Origin of the sequence: Cellulosimicrobium sp. KWT-B (assembly GCF_002127155.1) — a bacterium.
GTDB lineage: Bacteria > Actinomycetota > Actinomycetes > Actinomycetales > Cellulomonadaceae > Cellulosimicrobium > Cellulosimicrobium funkei.
Genome location: NZ_NEDO01000005.1, coordinates 272,193 through 295,250, shown reverse-complemented (window position 1 = coordinate 295,250; position 23,058 = coordinate 272,193). Strand labels below are relative to the sequence as shown.

At 73.8% G+C, this 23,058-nt stretch carries 20 protein-coding genes; 15 read left to right on the top strand and 5 right to left on the bottom strand.

The features are described 5' to 3' along the window. Positions 1-199 precede the first annotated feature (199 nt). From B9L22_RS16735 to B9L22_RS16720, 4 genes are all read left to right on the top strand, one after another. A complete protein-coding gene (locus tag B9L22_RS16735) occupies positions 200-2,113 on the top strand; it encodes an acetolactate synthase large subunit (RefSeq protein WP_034654410.1) in 1,914 nt (637 codons plus the stop codon). Between the two features lie 98 nt (positions 2,114-2,211). Next, positions 2,212-2,736, top strand: a complete 525-nt coding sequence (gene ilvN / locus B9L22_RS16730; protein WP_021481958.1) for an acetolactate synthase small subunit — start codon at positions 2,212-2,214, stop codon at positions 2,734-2,736. Positions 2,737-2,850: 114 nt separating this feature from the next. Beyond that, positions 2,851-3,876, top strand: coding sequence for a ketol-acid reductoisomerase (gene ilvC / locus B9L22_RS16725; RefSeq protein WP_021481959.1), 1,026 nt, complete (start codon positions 2,851-2,853; stop codon positions 3,874-3,876). 272 nt (positions 3,877-4,148) lie between these two features. Next, on the top strand, positions 4,149-4,688 hold the full coding sequence (locus tag B9L22_RS16720) for an ASCH domain-containing protein (protein ID WP_086151212.1): 540 nt from the start codon (positions 4,149-4,151) through the stop codon (positions 4,686-4,688). 73 nt (positions 4,689-4,761) lie between these two features. Here B9L22_RS16720 and B9L22_RS16715 read toward each other — a convergent pair whose 3' ends face one another. Then, entirely contained in the window at positions 4,762-5,982 is a 1,221-nt protein-coding gene (locus B9L22_RS16715; protein ID WP_086151211.1) for an ROK family transcriptional regulator, read from the bottom strand. A gap of 132 nt (positions 5,983-6,114) precedes the next feature. Here B9L22_RS16715 and B9L22_RS16710 point away from each other — a divergent pair, with 132 nt between their 5' ends. Continuing rightward, on the top strand, positions 6,115-7,158 hold the full coding sequence (locus tag B9L22_RS16710; protein WP_034654425.1) for a 3-isopropylmalate dehydrogenase: 1,044 nt from the start codon (positions 6,115-6,117) through the stop codon (positions 7,156-7,158). A gap of 207 nt (positions 7,159-7,365) precedes the next feature. Further along, entirely contained in the window at positions 7,366-8,499 is a 1,134-nt protein-coding gene (locus B9L22_RS16705) for a branched-chain amino acid aminotransferase (protein WP_031317075.1), read from the top strand. 120 nt (positions 8,500-8,619) lie between these two features. On the opposite strand, the gene B9L22_RS16700 is transcribed toward B9L22_RS16705, so the two are convergent. Next, entirely contained in the window at positions 8,620-9,213 is a 594-nt protein-coding gene (locus B9L22_RS16700; protein ID WP_051028087.1) for a hypothetical protein, read from the bottom strand. Between the two features lie 335 nt (positions 9,214-9,548). Between B9L22_RS16700 and cimA the strand changes: the two genes are divergently transcribed. The 8 genes from cimA to B9L22_RS16660 all read left to right on the top strand — a co-directional run bounded on the left by cimA (position 9,549) and on the right by B9L22_RS16660 (position 19,900). After that, complete coding sequence (gene cimA / locus B9L22_RS16695; protein ID WP_076405729.1) at positions 9,549-11,207, top strand: citramalate synthase; 1,659 nt, start codon at positions 9,549-9,551, stop codon at positions 11,205-11,207. Between the two features lie 35 nt (positions 11,208-11,242). Then, on the top strand, positions 11,243-12,292 hold the full coding sequence (locus B9L22_RS16690; RefSeq protein ID WP_086151210.1) for a biotin/lipoate A/B protein ligase family protein: 1,050 nt from the start codon (positions 11,243-11,245) through the stop codon (positions 12,290-12,292). Positions 12,293-12,589: 297 nt separating this feature from the next. Next, entirely contained in the window at positions 12,590-13,897 is a 1,308-nt protein-coding gene (locus tag B9L22_RS16685) for a sugar ABC transporter substrate-binding protein (RefSeq protein WP_086151209.1), read from the top strand. Between the two features lie 112 nt (positions 13,898-14,009). After that, positions 14,010-15,014: a carbohydrate ABC transporter permease gene (locus tag B9L22_RS16680; RefSeq protein ID WP_085387622.1), complete on the top strand. Its 1,005-nt coding sequence runs from the start codon at positions 14,010-14,012 to the stop codon at positions 15,012-15,014. Between the two features lie 56 nt (positions 15,015-15,070). Then, positions 15,071-15,907, top strand: a complete 837-nt coding sequence (locus tag B9L22_RS16675; protein WP_369824859.1) for a carbohydrate ABC transporter permease — start codon at positions 15,071-15,073, stop codon at positions 15,905-15,907. Next, positions 15,904-17,616, top strand: a complete 1,713-nt coding sequence (locus B9L22_RS16670; protein WP_086151208.1) for a glycoside hydrolase family 3 N-terminal domain-containing protein — start codon at positions 15,904-15,906, stop codon at positions 17,614-17,616. Before B9L22_RS16675 ends, B9L22_RS16670 begins: the two co-directional genes overlap by 4 nt. Next, positions 17,613-18,911: an anhydro-N-acetylmuramic acid kinase gene (locus B9L22_RS16665; RefSeq protein ID WP_086151207.1), complete on the top strand. Its 1,299-nt coding sequence runs from the start codon at positions 17,613-17,615 to the stop codon at positions 18,909-18,911. Before B9L22_RS16670 ends, B9L22_RS16665 begins: the two co-directional genes overlap by 4 nt. Continuing rightward, positions 18,908-19,900: an N-acetylmuramic acid 6-phosphate etherase gene (locus tag B9L22_RS16660; RefSeq protein WP_086151206.1), complete on the top strand. Its 993-nt coding sequence runs from the start codon at positions 18,908-18,910 to the stop codon at positions 19,898-19,900. The genes B9L22_RS16665 and B9L22_RS16660 overlap by 4 nt, the downstream gene beginning before the upstream one ends. A 102-nt stretch (positions 19,901-20,002) precedes the next feature. Here the strand turns inward: B9L22_RS16660 and B9L22_RS16655 are convergent, their stop codons facing one another. Then, entirely contained in the window at positions 20,003-20,752 is a 750-nt protein-coding gene (locus B9L22_RS16655) for a YggS family pyridoxal phosphate-dependent enzyme (protein WP_086151205.1), read from the bottom strand. Between the two features lie 109 nt (positions 20,753-20,861). On the opposite strand from B9L22_RS16655, the gene B9L22_RS16650 reads away from it, so the two are divergent. Beyond that, positions 20,862-21,260 (top strand): YccF domain-containing protein, encoded by a 399-nt coding sequence (locus B9L22_RS16650; RefSeq protein ID WP_021483390.1) that lies wholly within the window; start codon positions 20,862-20,864, stop codon positions 21,258-21,260. An 8-nt stretch (positions 21,261-21,268) separates the two neighbouring features. On the opposite strand, the gene ybaK is transcribed toward B9L22_RS16650, so the two are convergent. Together ybaK and B9L22_RS16640 are read right to left on the bottom strand one after the other, a co-directional pair. Further along, a complete protein-coding gene (gene ybaK, locus B9L22_RS16645; protein WP_086151204.1) occupies positions 21,269-21,772 on the bottom strand; it encodes a Cys-tRNA(Pro) deacylase in 504 nt (167 codons plus the stop codon). Positions 21,773-21,816: 44 nt separating this feature from the next. Then, a complete protein-coding gene (locus B9L22_RS16640) occupies positions 21,817-23,001 on the bottom strand; it encodes a Cmx/CmrA family chloramphenicol efflux MFS transporter (RefSeq protein ID WP_086151203.1) in 1,185 nt (394 codons plus the stop codon). Positions 23,002-23,058: the final 57 nt, after the last annotated feature.

The window sequence follows — 23,058 nt, the reverse complement described above, 5'->3', positions numbered from 1 at the left end:
ACCACAACGCCATCAGCACGGCAGACAGACCGCGGCAGGCCTACCCGGCCACCGCGAGCGCCGCACCCGCGAGACCCGCGAGGACCGGCACCCGCACACCGCGACCAGCACGACCGCACCACCACGGTCGGCTCCGGCTCCCGGCGGAGCGCCCCACGGGGCGCCCGCCGGGCCGAGGCCACGACACGCAGGAGACACCATGGCCCAGGGTCCCACCCCGGCACCTCCGCGACAGGGCGCCCCGGCGCCCGCCGCCGCGGCGCCGAAGCCCGCCCCGACACCCGCGTCGGTCGCCCCGCGCGGCGACGTCCGGCGCGCAGCCACGGCTCGCCCGGCCGGCGCCTCGAACGGCGCCCCGACGGGCGAGGAGATGACGGGCGCGCAGTCGATCGTCCGCTCGCTCGAGGAGGCCGGTGCCGAGGTCGTCTTCGGCATCCCGGGTGGTGCGATCCTCCCGACGTACGACCCGCTCATGGACTCCCAGCGTCTGCGGCACATCCTCGTGCGCCACGAGCAGGGCGGCGGCCACGCGGCGCAGGGCTACGCCCACGCGACCGGCCGCGTCGGCGTGACGATGGCGACGTCGGGCCCGGGCGCGACGAACCTCGTGACCCCGATCGCCGACGCGAACATGGACTCGATCCCGCTCGTCGCGATCACGGGCCAGGTCGCCGAGTCGATGATCGGCACCGACGGCTTCCAGGAGGCGGACATCGTCGGCATCACGATGCCGATCACCAAGCACTCCTACCTGGTCACCGACCCGGACGACATCCCGCGCACCATCGCCGAGGCGTTCCACATCGCCTCGACCGGCCGCCCGGGCCCGGTGCTCGTGGACATCGCGAAGTCGGCGATGCAGTCCCGCACCACGTTCTCCTGGCCGCAGGACGTGCAGCTGCCCGGCTACCACCCGGTGACGAAGCCGCACAGCAAGCAGATCAAGGAGGCCGCGCGCCTGCTCGCGACGGCCCGGCGCCCGGTCCTGTACGTGGGCGGCGGCGTGATCCGCGCGAACGCGTCGGCCGAGCTGCGCCGCCTCGTCGACCTGTCGGGCGCGCCCGTCGTGACGACGCTCATGGCGCGCGGCGCGGTGCCCGACACGCACCCCCAGAACCTCGGCATGCCCGGAATGCACGGCACCGTGCCAGCCGTGGCGGCACTGCAGAAGGCCGACCTCGTGGTTTCGCTCGGCGCCCGCTTCGACGACCGCGTCACCGGCGCGCTGTCGAGCTTCGCCCCGCACGCGCAGGTGGTGCACGCCGACATCGACCCCGCGGAGATCGGCAAGAACCGCGACGTGGACGTGCCGATCGTCGGCGACCTCAAGGAGGTCATCACCGACCTGCTGCCGGAGCTCGAGCGCGAGCACGAGGCCAAGGGCAAGCCGGACGTCGAGGCCTGGTGGCGCCAGATCGACGACTGGCGCGAGACGTACCCGCTCGGCTACACGGAGCCCGACGACGGCCACCTCGCCCCGCAGCACGTCATCTCCCGCCTGGGCGAGATCTCGGGCCCCGAGTCGATCTACGTCGCGGGCGTCGGGCAGCACCAGATGTGGGCGGCCCAGTTCATCCGGTACGAGCACCCCCGGACGTGGCTCAACTCCGGCGGCCTCGGCACCATGGGCTTCTCGATCCCGGCGGCCATGGGCGCGAAGGTCGGCCGCCCCGACGCCACGGTGTGGGCGATCGACGGCGACGGGTGCTTCCAGATGACCAACCAGGAGCTCGCCACCTGCACGATCAACGAGATCCCCATCAAGGTCGCGCTGATCAACAACAGCTCGCTCGGCATGGTGCGCCAGTGGCAGACGCTGTTCTACGACCAGCGCTACTCGAACACGGACCTGCACACCGGCCACGGCACGGCGCGCGTGCCCGACTTCGTCAAGCTCGCCGACGCGTACGGGTGCGAGGGCATCCGCGTCGAGTCGATGGGCGAGGTGGACGCCGCGATCAAGCGCGCGATGGAGATCGACGACCGCCCGGTCGTCATCGACTTCAACGTCTCGCGCGACGCGATGGTGTGGCCGATGGTCGCCGCCGGCGTGAGCAACGACGACATCCAGTACGCGCGGGGCATCTCGCCCGCCTGGGACCGGGAGGACTGAGCGGAATGCAGCGGAGGTTGAGGGCCGCAGCGAAGCAAGGCACTCGGCTGCAGCGCGATGCAGCCTCGATCCGACCCCTGTCCCTGGAGGACTGACCGATGTCCCGCCACACCCTCTCCGTGCTCGTCGAGAACAAGCCCGGCGTGCTGACGCGCGTCGCGGGCCTGTTCGCCCGCCGCGCCTTCAACATCCACTCGCTCGCCGTCGGCCCCACGGAGCACGAGGAGATCTCGCGCATCACCGTGGTCGTCGACGTGGAGGAGCGCCCGCTCGAGCAGGTGACGAAGCAGCTCAACAAGCTGGTCAACGTCATCAAGATCGTCGAGCTCGACTCGTCCGCGTCGGTCCAGCGCGAGCTCCTGCTCGTCAAGGTGCGTGCCGACGGCGCCCACCGCACCGGCGTGCTCGAGGTCGTCAACCTGTTCCGCGCGAAGGTGGTCGACGTCGTCCCCGACGCCGTGACCATCGAGGCGACGGGCACGGGGGAGAAGCTCGACGCGCTGCTCGGGGCCCTCGAGCCCTACGGCGTGCGCGAGATCGTGAAGTCGGGGACCGTCGCCGTCGGGCGCGGGTCCCGCTCCATCACGGACCGCGCGCTGGAACGCGTCGTCCGCTCCGCCTGACCATCGCCTACCCTCGCACCGAGACCCCCGTGGGCGTCGGCGCGCACCGGTCGCCGTTCCGCGCGACACCGCAACAGACCCCTGCACCGCAACGAAGAACCGAGGAGATCCATCGTGGCTGAGCTGTTCTACGACGACGACGCCGACCTGTCCATCATCCAGAGCAAGAAGGTCGCGATCGTCGGCTACGGGAGCCAGGGCCACGCGCACGCCCAGAACCTGCGCGACTCGGGCGTCGAGGTCGTCGTCGCCCTGCGCGAGGGCTCCAAGTCCGTCGCGAAGGCCCAGGACGAGGGCTTCGAGGTCAAGTCCGTGGCGGACGCCGCCGCGTGGGCCGACCTGATCATGATCCTCGCGCCGGACCAGCACCAGCGCTCGATCTACAACGACGAGATCAAGCCGAACCTCGCCACGGGCAAGACGCTCGCGTTCGCGCACGGGTTCAACATCCGCTTCGGCTACATCGAGGCCCCCGAGGGCGTCGACGTCATCCTCGTCGCCCCGAAGGCGCCGGGCCACACGGTGCGCCGCGAGTTCGTCGCGGGCCGTGGCATCCCGGACATCATCGCCGTCGAGAAGGACGCGTCGGGCCAGGCCTGGGACGTCGCGCTGTCGTACGCGAAGGCGATCGGCGGCACGCGCGCGGGCGTCATCAAGACGACGTTCACCGAGGAGACCGAGACCGACCTGTTCGGCGAGCAGGCCGTGCTCTGCGGAGGTGTGTCGCAGCTCGTCCAGTACGGCTTCGAGACGCTGACCGAGGCCGGCTACCAGCCGGAGATCGCGTACTTCGAGGTGCTGCACGAGCTCAAGCTCATCGTCGACCTCATGTGGGAGGGCGGCATCGCCAAGCAGCGCTGGTCCGTCTCCGACACCGCCGAGTACGGCGACTACGTCTCCGGCCCGCGCGTCATCGACGCCCGCGTCAAGGAGAACATGCAGGGCGTCCTCGCCGACATCCAGTCCGGCGCGTTCGCCAAGCGCTTCATCGACGACCAGGACGCCGGCGCGCCGGAGTTCACGGCGCTCCGCGAGAAGGCCGCGCAGCACCCGATCGAGAAGGTCGGCAAGGAGCTGCGGTCGCTGTTCGCGTGGAAGCAGCAGGACGCCGACTACACCGAGGGCAGCGCCGCACGCTGACGCAGGCAGGGCGACGGAGGAGCTCTTGCCGGAGTCGGCGGGAGGTGTCTGCCCGACCGGAGGTACCGAGGGCAGCGCCGCACGCTGATCCTCGACTTCTGAGCTCGGCTCACCTCTGGGGGTGGGTGACCCCTGTCGCGCGACAGGGGTCACCCACCCCTTCGTCGTCCCACTGGCCCGGGCCGGCCGTTCGTCGTCGCGTCGCGACCGGCCGACGACCGGTGGGCGGGCGGTGCAGGTGGTGCGCGGCCCCATGCGCCAGGATGGGGGGCATGACCCGACAGGCGGACGAGGGAGACCCGGTGACGGACGACGTGACGGTGGACGAGCGGGCGGCGGAGATCCTGGCGTTCTGGGAGCTGGCGCGGCCCAGCGCGGGCATGGCGCGGCTCGGCGTCGTCACGGGCACCACGGTGTCCGAGAGCGTGCCGCCTCCGGCGTGGTCGTTCGGGGACAACCCGGCGCTGGCGGACGACCTGCTCATGGCGGTGCTCACGGGGGAGAAGACGGCGACGTCGTCGGCCCTGTGGGAGTACGAGGAGACGGGCGAGGCGGTGCCGCGCGTCGGCGAGCTGTCGATCCTGCTCGACGGCGCGGGCCACCCGCGCGCGCTGATCCGCACGACGTCGGTCGAGGTGGTCGCGTTCGAGGACGTCGACGCGGACTTCGCGCACGCGGAGGGCGAGGACGACCGATCGCTGGAGTCGTGGCGCGTCGAGCACGAGAAGTACTTCCGTCGCGTCCTGTCGCGCGTGTTCGCGCCGGACATGCCGCTGGTGTGCGAGCGGTTCGAGCTGCGCTACCCGCGCTGAGCGCGGCGAGGATGAGCGGTGGCCGGCCGTGCCACGGTCGGCCGGCCACCGCTCGCGAGGTAGGTGAAGAGGACTACCCCGGGACGGAGGGCGCGACGACCGGGTGGTCCGGTCGTCCCGCGGCGGCGAGCAGGAGGGCGCGCACGTCCTCGGCGACGACGGAGCGCGCGCCGCGCAGGACGGCGAGCTCGGGGACCGCGCTCGCGACGACCGCTCCCGTCCGCTGGTCGGTGCCGCGCAGGACGGCGGCGGTCGCCTCGGCGAGCGGGGCACCGCACGCGACGCCCGTGGGCCCGCCGAGCACGACGGCGTCCGGCTCGAGGATGGCGACGACGGGCTGGAGGACGACGGCGACGCGGAGCGCGAGGTCCTGCACGAGATCGTGCACCGCGGTGCTGTCGCGGTGCGCGGCGAGGGCGGCGACGGCGTCGCCGTAGGAGGAGCCCCCCTCGGTGATGCCGGGGACCCCCGCGCGGGCGCACAGCTCGACGAGGCGGAGACCGCCGACGAGGTCCTGCACGTTGACCGAGTCGTCGATGCCGGCGGCGGGCACGGGGAGGTAGCCGATCTCACCGGCGCCACCCGCGGTGCCGTGGTGCACGCGGCCCTCGAGCCACGCGCCCATGCCGATGCCCTCGCCCAGCCACAGCAGCGCGAAGCTCGCCTCGTCGCGGCCGGCGTCGCGCTCGGCGATCGCGGCGAGGTTGACGTCGTTCTCGACGCGGACGTCGATGCCGAGCACGTCCTCGAGGTGTGCGCGCAGCCCGCGGCGCGGCCAGCCGGGGAGCTCCCCGACGAGGGCGATGTCGCCGGTGCGCGGCGCGACGGCGGCCTGCACGCCGACGACCGCGGTCGCGACGCGGGAGACGGGGATGCCGGCGTCGGCGCAGGCCTCGTCGCGCGCGGCGAGGACGTCGGCGGCCGCCGAGCGCTCGGGACCGGCGGCGACGGTCGTCTCGCCGAGCGTGCGGCCGAGCGCGTCGACGACGCTCGCGCGCACCCCGCCGGGCACGACGTCGAGCGCGAGCCCCACGACGACGTCGGTCCGGGCGGCGTACTGCGTGGCCTGGGGGCCGCGCGCGCCCTGCACGGAGCCGGTGGGCTCGATGAGTCCCGACTGCTCGAGCCGTGCGACGATCTGGGAGGCGGTCGGTCGCGAGACGCCGGTGCGGTCACCGATCTGGGACCGGGTCAGCGGCCCGACGTCGAGGAGGAGCTCCAGGGCCGCGCGGTCGTTGATGGTGCGCAGGAGCCCCGGGGTGCCGGGAACCCTCGACGTGGCGGGCGCGGTCATGGTCGGTCCTTCGACGGGCTTTAGGAAAGTTTACTAATAGTGGACCGGCTGCGCGCGGAACGCAACTCGACGCCCGTCCGAGACGTGAGACCACCGTCCCGAAGGGTGGCGGCGCGGCGTAGGCTCGCCGGCATGACGCGCACCATTGATCTGGCAGTCGTGGCCGGCGACGGCATCGGGACCGAGGTCGTCGAGCAGGGGCTCGCCGTGCTCGAGGCCGCCGTGGCCGGCTCGGACGTGAAGGTCTCCACGACGCCGTTCGACCTGGGTGCGCGGCGCTGGCACGCCACGGGGGAGACGCTCACCGACGCTGACCTGGACGCGATCCGCGGGCACGACGCGATCCTCCTGGGCGCGATCGGCGACCCGAGCGTCCCGTCCGGCGTCCTCGAGCGCGGCCTGCTGCTCAAGCTGCGCTTCGCGCTCGACCACTACGTCAACCTCCGCCCGGGCAAGCTGTACCCGGGCGTCACGTCGCCGCTCGCCGACCCGGGCGAGATCGACTTCGTCGTCGTGCGCGAGGGCACCGAGGGCCCGTACGTCGGCAACGGCGGCTCGCTGCGCACCGGCACGCCGCACGAGATCGCGACCGAGGTCTCCCTCAACACGGCGTTCGGCGTCGAGCGGGTCGTGCGCGACGCGTTCGCCCGCGCCCAGGCGCGTCCGCGCAAGCACCTCACGCTCGTGCACAAGCACAACGTCCTCGTGCACGCGGGCCACCTGTGGCGCCGCACGGTGGAGGCCGTCAACGCGGAGTTCCCCGACGTCACGACCGACTACCTGCACGTCGACGCCGCGACGATCTTCCTCACGACGAAGCCCTCGCGCTTCGACGTGATCGTCACCGACAACCTGTTCGGCGACATCCTCACCGACCAGGCCGCCGCGATCACGGGCGGGATCGGCCTCGCCGCGTCCGCGAACATCAACCCCGACCGCACCGCGCCGTCGATGTTCGAGCCCGTGCACGGCTCGGCACCGGACATCGCCGGGCAGGGCAAGGCCGACCCGACCGCCACGGTGCTGTCGGTCGCGCTGCTCCTCGACCACCTGGGCCTCGGCGACGAGGCGCAGCGCGTCGAGGCGGCCGTCGCCGCCGACCTCGCCGAGCGGGGGAGCCGAGTACGCTCGACGGCCGAGGTGGGCCGCGAGCTCGCCGCTCGCGTCGCCGGCTGACACGCCGTCACGGGCCCCTCGCGGGCCCGGGCACCGGTTCGTCGCAGTCCCCGCACCTCGGTCGTCATCGCCCCAGGACCGGATCCCTCCCGTTCTGACCCGGTGGCGCCCCGCGTCGTCGTGCCCTCGCGCGGACCTCCGCACGAGCCGCACCGGCGTGGAAAACTAGGCGGAGACCACCCGGGTCGCCAGGTGAAAGGCCTCATGATGAGCACCCTCGCAGCGCAGCACCAGCCGTCCTCCTCGGCGGAGGACCTCGTCGCCCTGTTCGACGTCCGCCCCACGGACTCCCCGACGCCACCCGCCGAGCGCGAGGCCGCCATCGCGGCCCCGAAGTTCGGCACCGTCTTCACGGACCACATGGCGCGGATCAGCTGGAACTCGACCGACGGGTGGGTCGACCGCCGCATCGAGAGGTACGGCCCGCTCCTCCTGGACCCGGCGACCGCCGTCCTGCACTACGCGCAGGAGATCTTCGAGGGCATGAAGGCGTACCGCCACGCCGACGGGTCGGTGTGGACGTTCCGGCCCGAGGCCAACGCCGCGCGCTTCGCCCGCTCGGCGCACCGCCTCGCGCTGCCCGCGCTGTCGGTGGACGACTTCGTCGGCTCGATCACGGCGCTCGTGCGCACGGACGTCGACTGGGTCCCGTCGGGCGAGGAGGCGAGCCTCTATCTGCGCCCGTTCATGTACGCCTCGGAGGCGTTCCTCGGCGTGCGCCCGTCGCTCGAGGCGGAGTACCTCGTCATCGCGTCGCCCGTCGGCCCGTACTTCTCGGGCGGCGTGAAGCCCGTGTCCATCTGGGTGGACCGCGAGTACAGCCGCGCCGGCGCGGGCGGCACCGGCGACGCGAAGTGCGGCGGCAACTACGCCTCGAGCCTCCTCCCGCAGGTGGTCGCGCAGCAGCACGGGTGCGAGCAGGTGTGCTTCCTCGACTCCGCGACGCGCACGTTCCTCGAGGAGCTCGGCGGCATGAACGTGTTCGTCGTCAAGGCGGACGGCTCGGTCGAGACTCCGGAGCTCAGCGGCTCGATCCTCGAGGGCGTGACGCGCTCGTCGATCATCCGCCTCCTCACCGACCGCGGGCACGAGGTCGTCGAGCGCCGCATCCCGTTGACCGACGTCCTCGCCGGGATCCGGGACGGCTCCGTCACGGAGGTCTTCGCGTGCGGCACGGCCGCCGTGATCACGCCGATCGGCCGGCTCGCCGGCTCGGACTTCGACCACACGATCGGCACCGGCGAGGCGGGCTCGCTGACCATGACGATCCGCACCGAGCTCACGGACATCCAGACCGGTCGCGCCGCCGACCGCCACGGCTGGCTGCGCCGGCTCGCCTGAGCGCCGGCTGCGCCGGCTCGCCCGAACCGGCCCGCACGACACGGGGCGCCCCTCCCGCGGGAGGGGCGCCCCGTCGTCGTCCGGCGGGCGGGTGCGGCGGGTCCGCCCGGGTGCTCCGGGTCAGACGACGGGCGCGGGCCGCGCGACGATCGTCCGCCCCGCGACGCCCGCGAGCAGCGACCACACCGCGACGCCGATGAGCAGGTTGATGAGCCCGGAGAGCGCCGCCGCGGTGACGTCGCTCGACCACGCGAACGGCAGGACGGCGATCGCCACCACGACGAGCGCCATGATCCAGCCGAAGAACGCGCGCGGCCGGGGCGTGCTGAGGATGAGCAGGTGCAGCACCCCGGCGGCGAGCAGCGCGAGGATCGCGCCGTCGATCGCCCACGCCGCCTGGCGCGACCCCGTGGCGAAGAGGTCGGGCGGCGGGACGAGGGTGATCGCGAAGATGCGCTCGAAGATGATCACGCCGAGCAGCCCGATGAGGGCGGCGACGAGCGCGGTCGCGGCGGCGCCCGCCCAGAACCGGCCGGCCTCGACCGTGAGGCGCGGGTCCGCCGGGCTCACCGGGGTGCGGGGCTCGGGGAACTGGGCCTGCGGGTCCGTCGGGCGGATCGCCGGGGGCGGGGACTGCGGGGGGACCGGCGGCTGGCCGTAGCGCCGCGTCGGAGGGTTCTGCGGGTCGTAACCGCCCGGGGTCGGGTCGCTCATCGTCACTCCTCGCTCGGTCGCCGTCGCGCCGACGGGCGGCGGGCGGCTCAGTGGATGGACGCTCTTGTCCATCCTGGCGGAACCTGTGGCACCATGTGCCCTGTGACACACCTCGTCTCCCAGCTCATTATCGAGTAGCGCGCCCGGTAGCACCCACCGGACGCGCAGACCTCCCGCACCCTCGGGGGGTTTTTTTGTTGCTGGGCACCACCTCCGCCCGGCGGCACGGACGCCGGGCCCACCGCCTCACGAGGGCCCCGCCCGGCGTCGGGAGACGCACCGCAGGGGCGGGCGCAGCGACGCCCGCGACACGACGAACGGCAGGAAGAGGCACCATGACCTCGGCGACGACCCCCGGGACCGGTCCCCACGAGCCCCGGGTCTTCCACGTCTACGACACGACCCTGCGCGACGGCGCGCAGCAGGAGGGCATGAACCTCTCCGTCGCCGACAAGCTCGCCATCGCCCCGCTGCTCGACGAGCTCGGCGTCGGCTTCATCGAGGGCGGCTGGCCGGGCGCCGTGCCCAAGGACACCGAGTTCTTCCGCCGCGCGGCCAAGGAGCTCGACCTGCGCCGGGCGGTGCTCGCGGCGTTCGGCGCGACGCGCAAGGCCGGGCTGCGGGCCTGGGACGACCCGCAGGTGCGGGCGCTCGTCGACTCCGAGGCGCCGGTGGTCACGCTGGTCGCGAAGTCCGACGTCCGGCACGTCGAGCGCGCGCTGCGCACGACGCCCGACGAGGGCCTCGCGATGATCACCGACACGGTGTCGTTCCTCGTGGGCGAGGGGCGCCGGGTCGTCGTCGACGCGGAGCACTTCTTCGACGGCTACCGGTACGACGCGGCGTTCACGCGCGCGGCCGTGCAGGCCGCGTTCGAGGCGGGCGCCGAGGTCGTCGCGCTGTGCGACACGAACGGCGGCATGCTCCCCACGTGGGTCGCCGAGACCGTCGCGGAGCTGCGCGACGCCGTCGGGCTCCCGCACGGGCGCGACGCGCTGCCGGGGGACGCGCTGCTCGGGATGCACGCGCACAACGACTCGGGCTGCGCCGTCGCGAACACGCTCGCCGCCGTCGAGGCGGGCGCCGCGCACGTCCAGGGCACGGTGAACGGGTACGGGGAGCGCACGGGCAACGTCGACCTGCTCACGGTCGTGGCGAACCTCGAGCTCAAGCACGGGGTGCGCACGCTCACGGGCGAGGGCCTCGAGGAGGCGACGCGCATCTCGCACGCCATCAGCGAGATCACGAACATCTCCCCGTACGCGCGCCAGCCGTACGTCGGCGCGAGCGCGTTCGCGCACAAGGCGGGCCTGCACGCGAGCGCCATCAAGGTCGACCCGGACCTGTACCAGCACATCGACCCGACGGCGGTGGGCAACGACATCCGCATGCTCGTCTCCGACATGGCGGGCCGGGCGTCGATCGAGCTCAAGGGCCGCGAGCTCGGGTTCGACCTGTCGGGCCAGGGCGACCTCCTCACCCGCGTGACGAACCGCGTCAAGGACGACGAGGCGCGCGGCTACACGTACGAGGCCGCCGACGCGTCGTTCGAGCTGCTGCTGCGCGAGGAGATCGCGGGGGAGCGCCCGCCGTACTTCCGGGTCGAGAGCTGGCGCACGATCGTCGAGCGCGCCGGGTCGCGCGGCACCGAGGCGACGGCGGAGGCGACCGTCAAGCTGCACGCCGGGGGCGAGCGCATCGTCTCCACGGGCGAGGGCAACGGCCCCGTCAACGCGCTCGACCACGCGCTGCGGCTCGCGCTCGGGCGCGTCTACCCGGAGATCGAGGTGTTCGAGCTCATCGACTTCAAGGTGCGCATCCTCGACACCGAGCAGGGCACGGACGCCATCACGCGCGTGCTCATCGAGACGACCGACGGCTCGACGTCGTGGTCGACGGTCGGCGTCGGGCCCAACCTCATCGAGGCGGCCTGGGAGGCGCTCACCGACTCGGCGATCTACGGGCTGGTCCACGCGGGCGTCGAGCCGCGCTGAGCCGGAGGTGCGCGCGTCGGGCTTAGGGTGGACGCGTGCGTGGTGAGTACAAGGTCCCCGGTGGCAAGCTCGTGGCGGTCGACGTCGAGGTGGAGGCCGGGCGGCTCGCCCGGGTCGCGGTCAGCGGCGACTTCTTCCTCGAGCCGGACGACGCGCTCGAGGACATCGACGGCGCCCTGACGGGCATGCCGGAGACGGCGACGGTCGCGCAGCTCGCGAGCGCCGTGCAGGCCGCGCTCGGGCCCGACGTGACGATGGTCGGGTTCTCGCCCGAGGCGGTCGCGATCGCGGTGCGCCGGGCGCTCGGCCGGGCGACGGGGTGGGGCGACCACACGTTCGAGATCGTGCACGAGGGGCCCGAGGAGCCGGCGATGCACCTCGCGCTCGACCAGGTGCTGACGGAGGAGCTCGACGAGGGCCGTCGCGGCCCGACGCTGCGCATCTGGGAGTGGGCGTCGCCCGCGGTGATCATCGGCTCGTTCCAGTCGCTGCGCAACGAGGTCGACCCGGAGGGCGCGGAGCGGCACGGGGTGACGGTCGTGCGGCGCATCTCGGGCGGGGGCGCGATGTTCGTCGAGCCCGGGAACACCATCACCTACTCGCTGTACGTGCCGGGGTCGCTCGTCGAGGGGCTCAGCTTCGAGCGCTCGTACGCGTTCCTCGACGACTGGGTGCTGGGCGCCCTCGCCGACCTGGGCGTGGAGGCGACGTACAAGCCGCTCAACGACATCGCGTCGCCGGCCGGCAAGATCGCGGGCGCGGCGCAGAAGCGGCTGCGCGGGGGAGCGGTGCTCCACCACGTGACCATGGCGTACGACATCGACGCCGACAAGATGACCGAGGTGCTGCGCATCGGGCGCGAGAAGCTCTCGGACAAGGGCACCACGAGCGCCAACAAGCGCGTGGACCCGGTGCGCTCGCAGACGGGCATGGCGCGCGAGGACGTCATCGAGGCGTTCAAGGACCACTTCCGCTCGCGGTACCGCACGGTCGAGGGTGCGGTTACCCCCGAGGAGCGCGAGCGCGCGCAGGAGCTCGCGCGGGCGAAGTTCTCCACGCCGGAGTGGACCGCGCGCGTCCCGTGACGCGCGGGGTGGTGCGCCGGGCCGTGTGCGGCCGGCGCGGGAGTGTGACGCCCGCCCGCGGGCAGGGCCCCGCGGCCTGAGGGGTCGCCAGAGGCGGGCGACGCCCGGCGATTGTTAAGAACGTGCAACATCTGCCGCCGTGGCTTCCGTTCGCGCACGCGTGGCAGTAATCTCCACACATACGTCCACTGATGGAAGTAAGTTTCACACCGCGGGAGCCGACCGGCCGCGCGGGACCGTCAGGACACACGACCCGGCCGTTCCCCCGACGGCCGACCAGAAAGGAAGTGTCACGGCATGCAGCGACGCAGCACGGTGGCCGTCACGGGCACCCTCGTCCTCGCGCTCGGCCTGGCCGCGTGCAGCTCCGGCGGCGGGTCCGGCTCCGAGGGGACCGGTGGCGACGACGCGACCGACTTCTCGGGCGAGACCCTCACCGTCTGGATCATGGAGGGCACCAACCCCGACGCGGACGCGTTCTTCGACGAGGTGACGACCGCGTTCAAGGACGAGACCGGCGCCGACCTCCAGATCGAGTTCCAGCCGTGGGCCAGCGCCCACGACAAGTTCACGACCGCCATCGCCGGCGGCACGACGCCGGACGTCGCCGAGGTGGGCACCACCTGGACGGGCGAGTTCGCGGACGTCGGCGCGCTCGCCGACCTCTCGGACCGGATCGCGGACGCCGGCCTCGAGGACGACCTCGTCCCCGGGCTCGTCGAGTCCGCGACCCTCGACGGCGGCGTCTACGGCATGCCGTGGTACGCGGGCGTGCGCTCGGTCGTCTACCGCGCCGACCTCTTCGAGGCCGCGGGCATCGAGACCCCGACGTCGTGGGACGAGCTCGTCTCCGCGGCGGACGCGCTCAAGGCGGCGAACCCGGAGATCATCCCGTTCCCCGTCGCGGGCGACAGCCAGTACGGCGCCATGCCGTTCGTCTGGGGCGCGGGCGGTGACCTCGCGGTGAAGGACGGCGACACCTGGACGTCGGAGATCAGCTCGCCGGAGTCGGTCGAGGGCCTCGAGTTCTACACCGGCCTCGCGACCGAGCACGGCTTCTCGACCGCCGCTGCGACGACGTGGAAGGAGACGGACCTCCTCGCCGCGTTCGAGCAGGGCCAGGTCGGCATGATGATCTCCGGCAGCTGGACGCCGGGCAAGATCCTCGCCGACGTCCCGGACATGGAGGGCAAGATCGGTGCCTTCCCGATCCCCGGCCAGACCGAGGGGCTGTCCGACTCGTTCCTCGGTGGCTCGCACCTCGGCGTCTTCGAGGCCAGCGAGAAGCAGGACCTCGCGTGGAAGTTCGTCGAGATGATGACGACCGGCGAGTTCGCGCAGGCGTGGGGCGAGCAGTCCGGCTACTTCCCGGGCCAGACGTCGCTCCTCGAGAAGGTCATCGAGGAGGACGACCCGATCGTCGCGCCGTTCGCCCAGCAGATGGTCGAGGCCGGCCGCTCGGTCCCGGTCACGCCGCTCTACGGCCAGATCCAGGGCAAGAAGACGCTGGAGACGATGCTCCAGTCCGTCCTGTCGGGCAGCGCGACCGTCCAGGAGGCCGCCGACACCGCGGCCGCCGACATGGACGAGACGTTCGGCTCCTGACCTGACGCGTCCGGCCGCGGGCAGCACGCCCGCGGCCGGACGCCGCCCTCCGCCGGCACCCCGACCGTCGGCGCCCGCACCACGCCCCGCACCCCGCGACAGGACCTCTCCCATGGCAGACCTTCGAGCCGCGCCCGGCGCCTCGCCGGCCCCGGCCGCCCCGGCCGACCGGCCGCCGTCGAGCACCGTGCCGACCGCCGCACGACGGCGCCGCACGGGCCTCGGCCACCGTTCCCCGCTGCGCCCCTGGCTGCTGCTGGCACCGGGACTCGTCGTCCTCGGCGTCCTGCTCCTGTGGCCGCTCGTGCGCGTCGTGCTGCTCTCGCTGCAGGACTACGGCCTGCGGCAGATCGCGAGCGGCGAGTCGAACTGGATCGGGCTCCAGAACTACGCCGACCTGCTCGGCGACAGCTACCTGTGGACCACGGTCCTGCCCAACACCGTGCTGTTCGCGCTCGCGTGCGTCGTGCTCACGGTCGCGCTCGGGACGGCGGTCGCGCTGTTCCTCAACACGCTCGGCGGGTTCTGGCGGGGCGTCGGCGCGACGGCGATCATGGTCGCCTGGGCGGTCCCCGCGATCACGGGCACGTACGTGTGGGTGTGGATCTTCGACCCGCTGAACGGCCTCGTCGCCTCGGTGCTCGAGGGCGTGGGCGCGATCGAGCCCGGCACGGTCAACTGGTTCACGGAGCGCCTGTCGTTCTACGCGATCGCGACGCTCAACGTGGTGCACCACGGGTTCCCGTTCGTCGCGATCACCGTGCTCGCGGGGCTCATGACGATCCCGCACGAGCTGCACGAGGCCGCCAAGGTCGACGGCGCGACGGCGTGGCGCCGGTTCTGGGCCATCACCGCGCCCATCCTGCGCCCCGTGTTCGCGGTCGTGACGATCCTGTCGACCATCTGGGACTTCAAGGTCTTCACGCAGATCTACCTCATGCCCGGCGGCAACGGCGGGAACAAGGACGTCTTCAACCTCGGCGTGTGGTCGTACATCCAGTCGTTCGCGCAGGGCAAGTACGGCATGGGCGCGGCCATCGCGGTCCTGCTCACGCTCATCCTGCTCGGCATCACGCTCGTGTACATGCGCACCCTGTTCAAGGAGGAGGAGCTGTGAGCGCCGCCGTCGTCGACACCCGCGCCACCCCCGGGCCCGGCGCCCGCACCGAGCAGGTGCTGCGCGCCCGCCGCCGTCGTCCCGGCGTCGCGGCGGCCAAGACCGTGGGGATCGTCGCCCTCCTCGCCTTCTCGCTCTTCCCCGCCTACTGGATGTTCTCCTCGGCGATCGACCCGGAGGCCGCGACGCGCGGCGCCCGGCTCCTGCCCGCCGGGGTCACGTGGGACAACTTCGTCACCGTGATCGACGACGGCGGGTTCGGCCACTACCTGCGCAACTCGGTGCTCGTCGCGCTCGGCACGGTGCTCGCGTCGTCGGTCGTGGCGCTGCTCGCCGCCGTCGCGGTGAGCCGGTTCCGCTTCCGGTTCCGCAAGTCGATGCTCGTGCTCATCCTCATGGTGCAGATGGTGCCGCTCGAGGCGCTCGTCATCCCGCTGTTCATCCAGATGCGCAACCTCAACATGCTCAACTCGCTCCTGGGCCTGGCGGTCGTGTACCTCGCGTTCGCGCTGCCCTTCGCGATCTGGACGCTGCGCGGCTTCGTCGCGGCGGTCCCGGTCGAGCTCGAGGAGGCGGCGTTCCTCGACGGCGCGTCCTGGGGGCGCATGTTCTGGAAGGTCCTGGTGCCGCTCGTCGCGCCCGGGGTCGTCGCGACGAGCGTCTTCTCCTTCATCACCGCGTGGAACGAGTTCATCTTCGCGCTGACGTTCCTCCAGCAGTCGAGCAAGTACACCGTGCCGATCGGGCTGCAGAAGTTCTTCGGCGAGAACACGACCGACTGGGGCGCCGTCATGGCCGCGTCGACGATCATCACGCTGCCCGTGCTCGTGTTCTTCGTCCTCGTGCAGCGCAACCTGTCCTCGGGCCTCACCGCCGGGTCGGTGAAGGGATGAGCGGCGCGACGCCCCTGACCGCGGCCCCGACCGGGGCGCAGCGCGCGGCCGACGTGGTGCGCGCCGTGAACGGCGTGCTCCTGCCCGGGTTCACCGGCACGGACGACCTGCCGGCGTGGCTCGTCGACGCGGCGCGCGACGGCCTGGCCGGGGTCGTGCTGTTCGGGCACAACACGCCCGACGTCGCGACCACCGCGCGGCTCACCGCGCGCCTGCGCGGCGCGTCGCCCGACCTGCTCGTCGCGGTCGACGAGGAGGGCGGGGACGTGTCCCGGCTCGAGGCGGCGACCGGCTCGAGCCTGCCCGGCAACGCGGCCCTCGGGCTGGTCGACGACGTCGCGGTCACCGAGGAGGTCGGCGCCGCGCTCGGTCGTCTGCTCACGGCGACGGGCATCGACCTCGACCTCGCGCCCGACCTCGACGTGAACTCCGACCCCGACAACCCCGTGATCGGCGTGCGCTCGTTCGGCGCGGACCCGGCGCTCGTCGCCCGCCACGGCGCGGCGTTCGTCCGCGGCCTGCACGCGGGCGGCGCGGGTGCGTGCGGCAAGCACTTCCCGGGGCACGGCGCGACGAACGTCGACTCGCACCTCGCCCTCCCGGTCGTGGACGCGAGCCTCGACGAGCTCCGTGCGCGCGACCTGCCCTCGTTCGTCGTGACCATGGCACCGGACGACGAGGCTGGCGACGCGCTGCTCGACGCCGTGATGACGGCGCACGTCGTCGTCCCCGCGCTCGGCGCGCTGCCCGCGACGCTCGAGCCCGCCGTCGGCGCGCTCGTGCGCGAGCTCGGGTTCGACGGCCCGATCGTCACCGACGCGCTCGACATGGGCGCGGTCGCGACGTTCGCGGCGGACGACGCAGGCTCCTCGTCCCGTGCCGACGACGCCGCGCCGCACGGCATCGGCGAGGTCGCGGTCCGCGCGGTCGAGGCGGGCGCCGACCTGCTGTGCCTGGGCACGACCGTCGGGCGCGACGACGAGGTCCTGTTCCGCCAGGCGCAGCGCGCGCTCGTGGACGCCGTCGCGTCCGGCCGGGTCACGGTCGAGCGCCTGCACGCGTCCGCCGCACGCACGGCGCGCACCCTCGCCGCGGTGCGCGCGCGCCAGGCCGCGAGCGGCGTCGTCCCCTCGCCGGAGTCCGCGCGCGCCGCGCTCGACGCCCTCGACCGGCTGGGCGCCCGCGTCGCGGCGCGCGCCGTCCGGTTCGCCGGTCCCGCACCGGAGCACGCGCCCGTGACCGCGGCGCCCGACGTCGTCGACCTGCGCCTGCGGTTCGACCACGCCGCGGGCCGCACCGCGCAGCACGTCCAGCGCGCGCTCGACGACGCGTTCGGCCCCGACGTGCGGCACCTGCGCCCGGCCGACGCCGAGGCGTGGGCGCGCACGCTCGACGCCGTGCGCGCGGCCGACCGCCCGCTCGTCGTCCTCACGCGCGAGCCGGTCCCCGGCTCGGGCGAGCACGAGCGGCTCACCGAGCTGCTCGCCGCGCGGCCCGACGCCGCCGTCGTGCACACCGGGTTCCCCGGCGCCGTCGGGGCGTGGTTCGGCGCGGACCGCACGGTCGTCGTCGCGTGCGGGACGGGGCGCGCCAACGCGCGCGCCGCCGTCGCGCTGCTGCAGGGGGTCGTGGGCCCGCGCACGAGCCCGGACCCGGAGACGCGTCGAGCCGACCTGACCGTCGGCGCGGCGGGGGAGGGAGAGCGGTGATCGTCCTCGGACTGTCCTCCGGCACGTCGGTCGACGCGATCGACGCGGCCGCGGCCGACCTCACGCTCGGCGACGACGGCGTGCTGCGCATGCGGCCCCTCGGCCACACGGAGTACGCGTGGCCGCGCGCCCTGCGCGAGCGCATCCTCAAGGCGCTGCCGCCCGCCGCCGTCGACGTGGCCGAGGTGGCCCAGCTCGACACCCTCATCGGGCAGGAGCTCGGGCGCGCCGGTCGGCGCGCGATCGACGACGTCGCCGGCGGCGACGTCGACCTCGTCGCGTCCCACGGCCAGACGATCTACCACTGGGTCGTCGGGGCGCGGGCCCGCGGCACGCTCCAGCTCGGCAACGCCGCGTGGGTCGCCGAGCACGTCAAGCGCCCGGTCATCAGCGACTTCCGCGTGGCCGACGTCGCGGCCGGCGGCCACGGCGCGCCGCTCGTCAGCGTGCTCGACGCGCTCTGGCTCGGGCGCGAGGACGCGGGCGCCGACGACACGGACGCCGGGCTCACCGCGGCGCTCAACATCGGGGGGATCGCGAACGTGTCCCTCGTGGGGCGCGTCGACGACCCGGTCACCGGCTGGGACACGGGCCCGGGCAACTGCCTGCTCGACGTCGCGGTCGCGGCGCTCACCGACGGCCGTCTCGCGTACGACAAGGACGGCGAGCTCGCCGCGCAGGGCACGGTCGACCCGGTGGCGCTCGCCGCCCTGCTCGACGACCCGTACTTCGCCGCGCCGGCCCCGAAGTCGACGGGCCGTGAGCTCTTCGACACGACGTACACGGCCCGCCGGCTCGCGTCCGTGCGCCCGGGGCTCACCGGCCCCGACCTCGTCGCGACGCTCACCGAGCTCACCGCGGTCAGCGTCGCCGACGCGCTCGCGGGCCGGGACGTGCGCCGCGTCGTCGCGTCCGGCGGGGGAGCGCGCAACCCCGTGCTCCTCGACCGGCTGCGCGCGGCGCTCGCCGAGCGCGTGCCGCACGCGTGCGAGGTCGTGACGTCCGAGGCGCTCGGTCTGCCGGTCGACGCGAAGGAGGCGTACCTCTTCGCGCTCCTCGGCTTCCTGTCGGCCCACGGGCTGCCGGGCACCGCCGCCGGCGAGCACCGCCGTCGGGCGACGGGCGCCCGCCGCGCGGTCGTCCTCGGCTCGCTCACCCCGCCCACGCCGCTGCCGTGGCCCGCCGCGAGCGGCCCGGTGCGCCGTCTGGCGCTCGCCAACACCCCGCACGGCCTGCACCCGGGCCCGCGCACCCAGGGTCCGCTGCCGGACCCGACGAAGGGAACCTCCCGATGACCGACCCGACCGTCGCCACGAGCGGCACTCCGAGCGGGGCTGCGAGCACCACCTCGAGCCCCGACGAGTGGCAGGAGCTGGTGCGCCTCGCCTCGCCGACCGAGGAGCGCAACCCGCGCACGACCGACGTCGACCTGCTCCCGACGGCGGACGTCGTCCGGCTCATCACCGAGGAGGACGCCGTCGTCGCGGACGCGGTGCGGGCCCAGCGCGGTCGCATCGCGCAGGCCGTCGACCTCGCCGTGGAGGCGCTGCGCTCCGGCGGCCGCGTGCACTACGTGGGGTCGGGCACGTCGGGCCGCCTCGGCGTGCTCGACGCCGTCGAGCTCCTGCCGACGTACGGCGTGGGCGAGGAGTGGTTCGTCGCGCACCTCGCCGGCGGCGTGGGCGCGATGATGCTGGCCGTCGAAGGGGCGGAGGACGACGTGGCGCTCGGGCGCGCCGACGTCGACGCGGTCGGCCCGCTCGACGTCGTCGTCGGTCTCGCGGCGAGCGGCCGCACCCCGTACGTGCGCGGGGCGCTCGACGTCGCGCGCGAGCGCGGGGCGCGCACGGTGCTCGTCTCGGCCAACCCCGACGCGCCGCTCGCGGCCGGGGTGAACGTCGCGATCCTCGTCGACACGGGCCCCGAGGTCGTCACGGGCTCCACGCGCATGAAGGCGGCGACGGCTCAGAAGCTCGTGCTCAACACGTTCTCGACCGCGACGATGATCCGCCTCGGCAAGACGTACTCGAACCTCATGATCGACGTGCGCCCGACCAACCAGAAGCTGCGCGCACGCATCGTCCGGATGCTCGTGCAGGCGACCGGGCTGGGCTCGGCGGAGTGCGAGGACGTGCTGCGCGCGGCCGACGGCGAGGTGCACGTCGCGCTGGTGATGCTGCTCGCGGGCGTCGAGGCCGACGCCGCGCGCGAGGCGCTGGCCGGCGACGGCGTGGCCGGCGTCCGCGGCGCGCTCGCGCGCCTGGGCGCTCTCCCCGCGCGTTGACGAACCCGCCGAGGGAGAGGCCGGGTACCGCGAGGTAGAGCCGTGGTCGCGACCAGGCCTCTCCCTCGGCCGACCGGGCCTCTCCCTCGGCCGACCGGGGCTCTATCTCGGCGGGGTGGGGCGGGGGCCGAAGACGGCGGTGCCGACGCGGACGATCGTCGCGCCCTCGGCGACCGCGAGCTCCAGGTCGCCGCTCATGCCCATGGACAGCGCACGGGCGTCCGCGGTCCCCGGCACGCCCGACCCCACGACGGCGTCGCGCACGGCGCGCAGGCGCGCGAAGCCCGCGCGCACCACGGCCTCGTCGGGCGAGTTCGCGCCGATCGTCATGAAGCCCGCGAGCCGCAGCCCGTCGAGCGCGGCGACCGCCGTCGCGAGGGCGGGCGCGTCGTCGGGCCGCACGCCCGACTTCGACTCCTCGCCCGAGACGTTGACCTGCACCAGGACGTCGAGCACGCGGCCGTCGCGCGCGCAGCGCGCCGCGAGCGCCTCGGCGAGCGCGAGCGAGTCCACGCTCTCGACGCCGGTCGCGGTGGCGAGGACCTGGTTGACCTTGTTGCGCTGGAGGTGGCCGATCATGTGGACCTCGACCCGCCCCGCGGCGACGAGGTCGGCGAGGTCGGGCGCCTTCGCGACGAGCTCCTGCACGCGGTTCTCGCCGATGAGGTCCGCGCCCGCCTCGACCACCGCGCGGACCGCGTCGGCAGGCTGGGTCTTCGTCGCCACGAGCAGCCGCACGTCCGACGCCGCACGCCCGGCCGCGCGCGCGGCGTCGTCCACCCGGGTCCGCACCCGGGCGAGGTTCTGCGCGATCTGCGCGGGCAGCACGGACGACGGCTCGGGGAGGGGCATGCGGCCAGTCTAGGTCGGCCGCACGGTCCGGGATCCGGGTCGTCTCAGGGTGGTCCCCGATCCGCACCGACCCCTCGATCGGCGAGAATGGTGGGGAAAGGACGGTGCCGTGAAGACGCTGCTCAACATCATCTGGCTCGTGTTCGCCGGGCTGTGGCTCGCGCTGGGCTACGTCGTGGCGGGGATCATCTGCTGCATCCTGATCGTGACCATCCCGTTCGGGATCGCGTCGTTCCGCATCGCGGGCTACGCGCTGTGGCCGTTCGGCCGCACGGTAGTCGACAAGCCGACCGCGGGCGCCTGGTCGACGATCGGGAACGTCATCTGGGTGCTCGTGGCGGGGATCTGGCTCGCGATCGGGCACGTCGTCACCGCGATCCCGCTGTTCGTGTCGATCATCGGGATCCCGCTCGGGATCGCCAACCTCAAGATGATCCCCGTCTCGCTCCTGCCGCTCGGCAAGGACATCGTCCCGACCGACGCGCGGTACACCTTCTACCAGCGCTGACGGACCGCCTACCGCGCGATCGGGGCGGCCGTGCCCGTCGTGAGGCGCAGCAGGTCCGCGGGCGCCAGACCCACGTCGAGCCCGCGGCGCCCGCCCGAGACGTAGACGGCGTCGAACGCGAGCGCGCTGTCGTCGAGGAACGTGCGGTGGGGCTGCTTCTGGCCCAGCGGCGAGATCCCGCCGACGACGTAGCCCGTCGCGCGCTCGGCCGCGGCGGGCTCGGCCATGCTCGCCTTCTTGCCGCCTGCGGCCTTGGCGAGCGCCTTGAGGTCGAGCTGTCGGTCGACCGGCACGATCCCCACCACGAGCGGGCCGCCGTCGACCACGGCGAGCAGCGTCTTGAACACCTGCTCCGCGGGCACCCCGATGGCCGCGGCCGCCTCGAGCCCGAAGGACAGCTCGCTCGACGGGTCGTGCTCGTACGGGTGGAGCGTGTGCGCGACCCCCTCGCGCTCGAGGAGGGCGACCGCGGGCGTGCCGGCGTGCGCGGAGGACTTCGACTTCTTGGCCACGGCCCGATTCTGCCGCAGCGGACGCGGGGGAGCGCCCGCACGGGTCAGCGGGGGGCGCGGGCCGTCGCGGGGCCGGTCGCGCGACGCAGGACGGCCACCGGCACCAGGGCGAGCGCCGTCGCCGCCACGGCGACCCACACCGGCCCGCGGTCGCCGAGCCCGGTGGCGATGGTCGCTGCGGCGGCGGCCGGTCCCACGGCCGCGCCGACGTTGAGCGCCGCCGTCGCGAAGGAGCCGCCCAGCGTCGGTGCGCCCGACGCCGCGCGGAGCACCTGCGCGATCAACGTGCTGCCGACCGCGAAGCCCAGGACGCCCTGCACCAGCACGAGGCAGAGCAGCGCCACCGGAACGGCGGCGAAGACGGCCAGGGCGACCCAGCCCCCCAGCAGCAGGACGCCGCCCACGGCGACCACGACCCCGGGGATGCGGTCGGACGTCCGGCCCGCGACGGTGACGCCGACGAAGGAGCCGACCCCGAAGAGCACGAGCGCGACGGGCACCCACCACCGGCTCAGCCCGGCGACGTCGGTCACCAGCGGAGCGAGGAACGTGAGCGTCGCGAAGGTGCCGGTGTTGACCAGCGCGGCAGACACCATCGTCAGGCCGAGCGGGGGCGAGACGAGCTGTGCCAGCTCCGTCCGCAGCGACGGTGCGTCGACGGACGGCAGGGCCGCGCGCTCGGGCCCGCGCGCGGGGAGGCCGCGCGCGATCCCGAGCGCGGCGGGCAGGCAGAGGACAGCGACGGCCCAGAAGGTCGACTCCCAGCCCCACGCGGCGCCGAGGAGCGCCCCGGCCGGGACGCCCGCGACCATCGCGACGGTGGTGCCCGACAGGAGCACGGCGACGGCGCGCCCCGTGCGGTCCGCGGGCACGAGCGTCGCCGCCGTGCTGAGCGCGACGGCGAGGAACCCCGCGTTGGCGAAGGCCGCCACCACCCGGACCGCGACGAGCGCCGCGAAGCTCGGGGTGACCGCGCCGACGACGTGGGCGAGGGCGAACAGCGCGACGCAGCCGAGCAGCGTCGCCCGCACCGGCAGGCGGCGGGCCGAGGCCGCCATGACCGGCGCGCCGACGACCATGCCGACGGCGAAGGCCGACGTCAGCAGGCCCGCCGTCCCCACCGGGACGTCGAGGCGGGCGGCGATGTCCGGCACCAGGCCGGCGAGCATGAACTCCGAGGTGCCCATGGCGAAGACCGCCAGGGCGAGCAGGTACAGGGCACGAGGCATCGAGGGCTCCGGGGTGCGAGAGGACGAGCAGGAGGCGTCTCGTCACACCACGGTCAG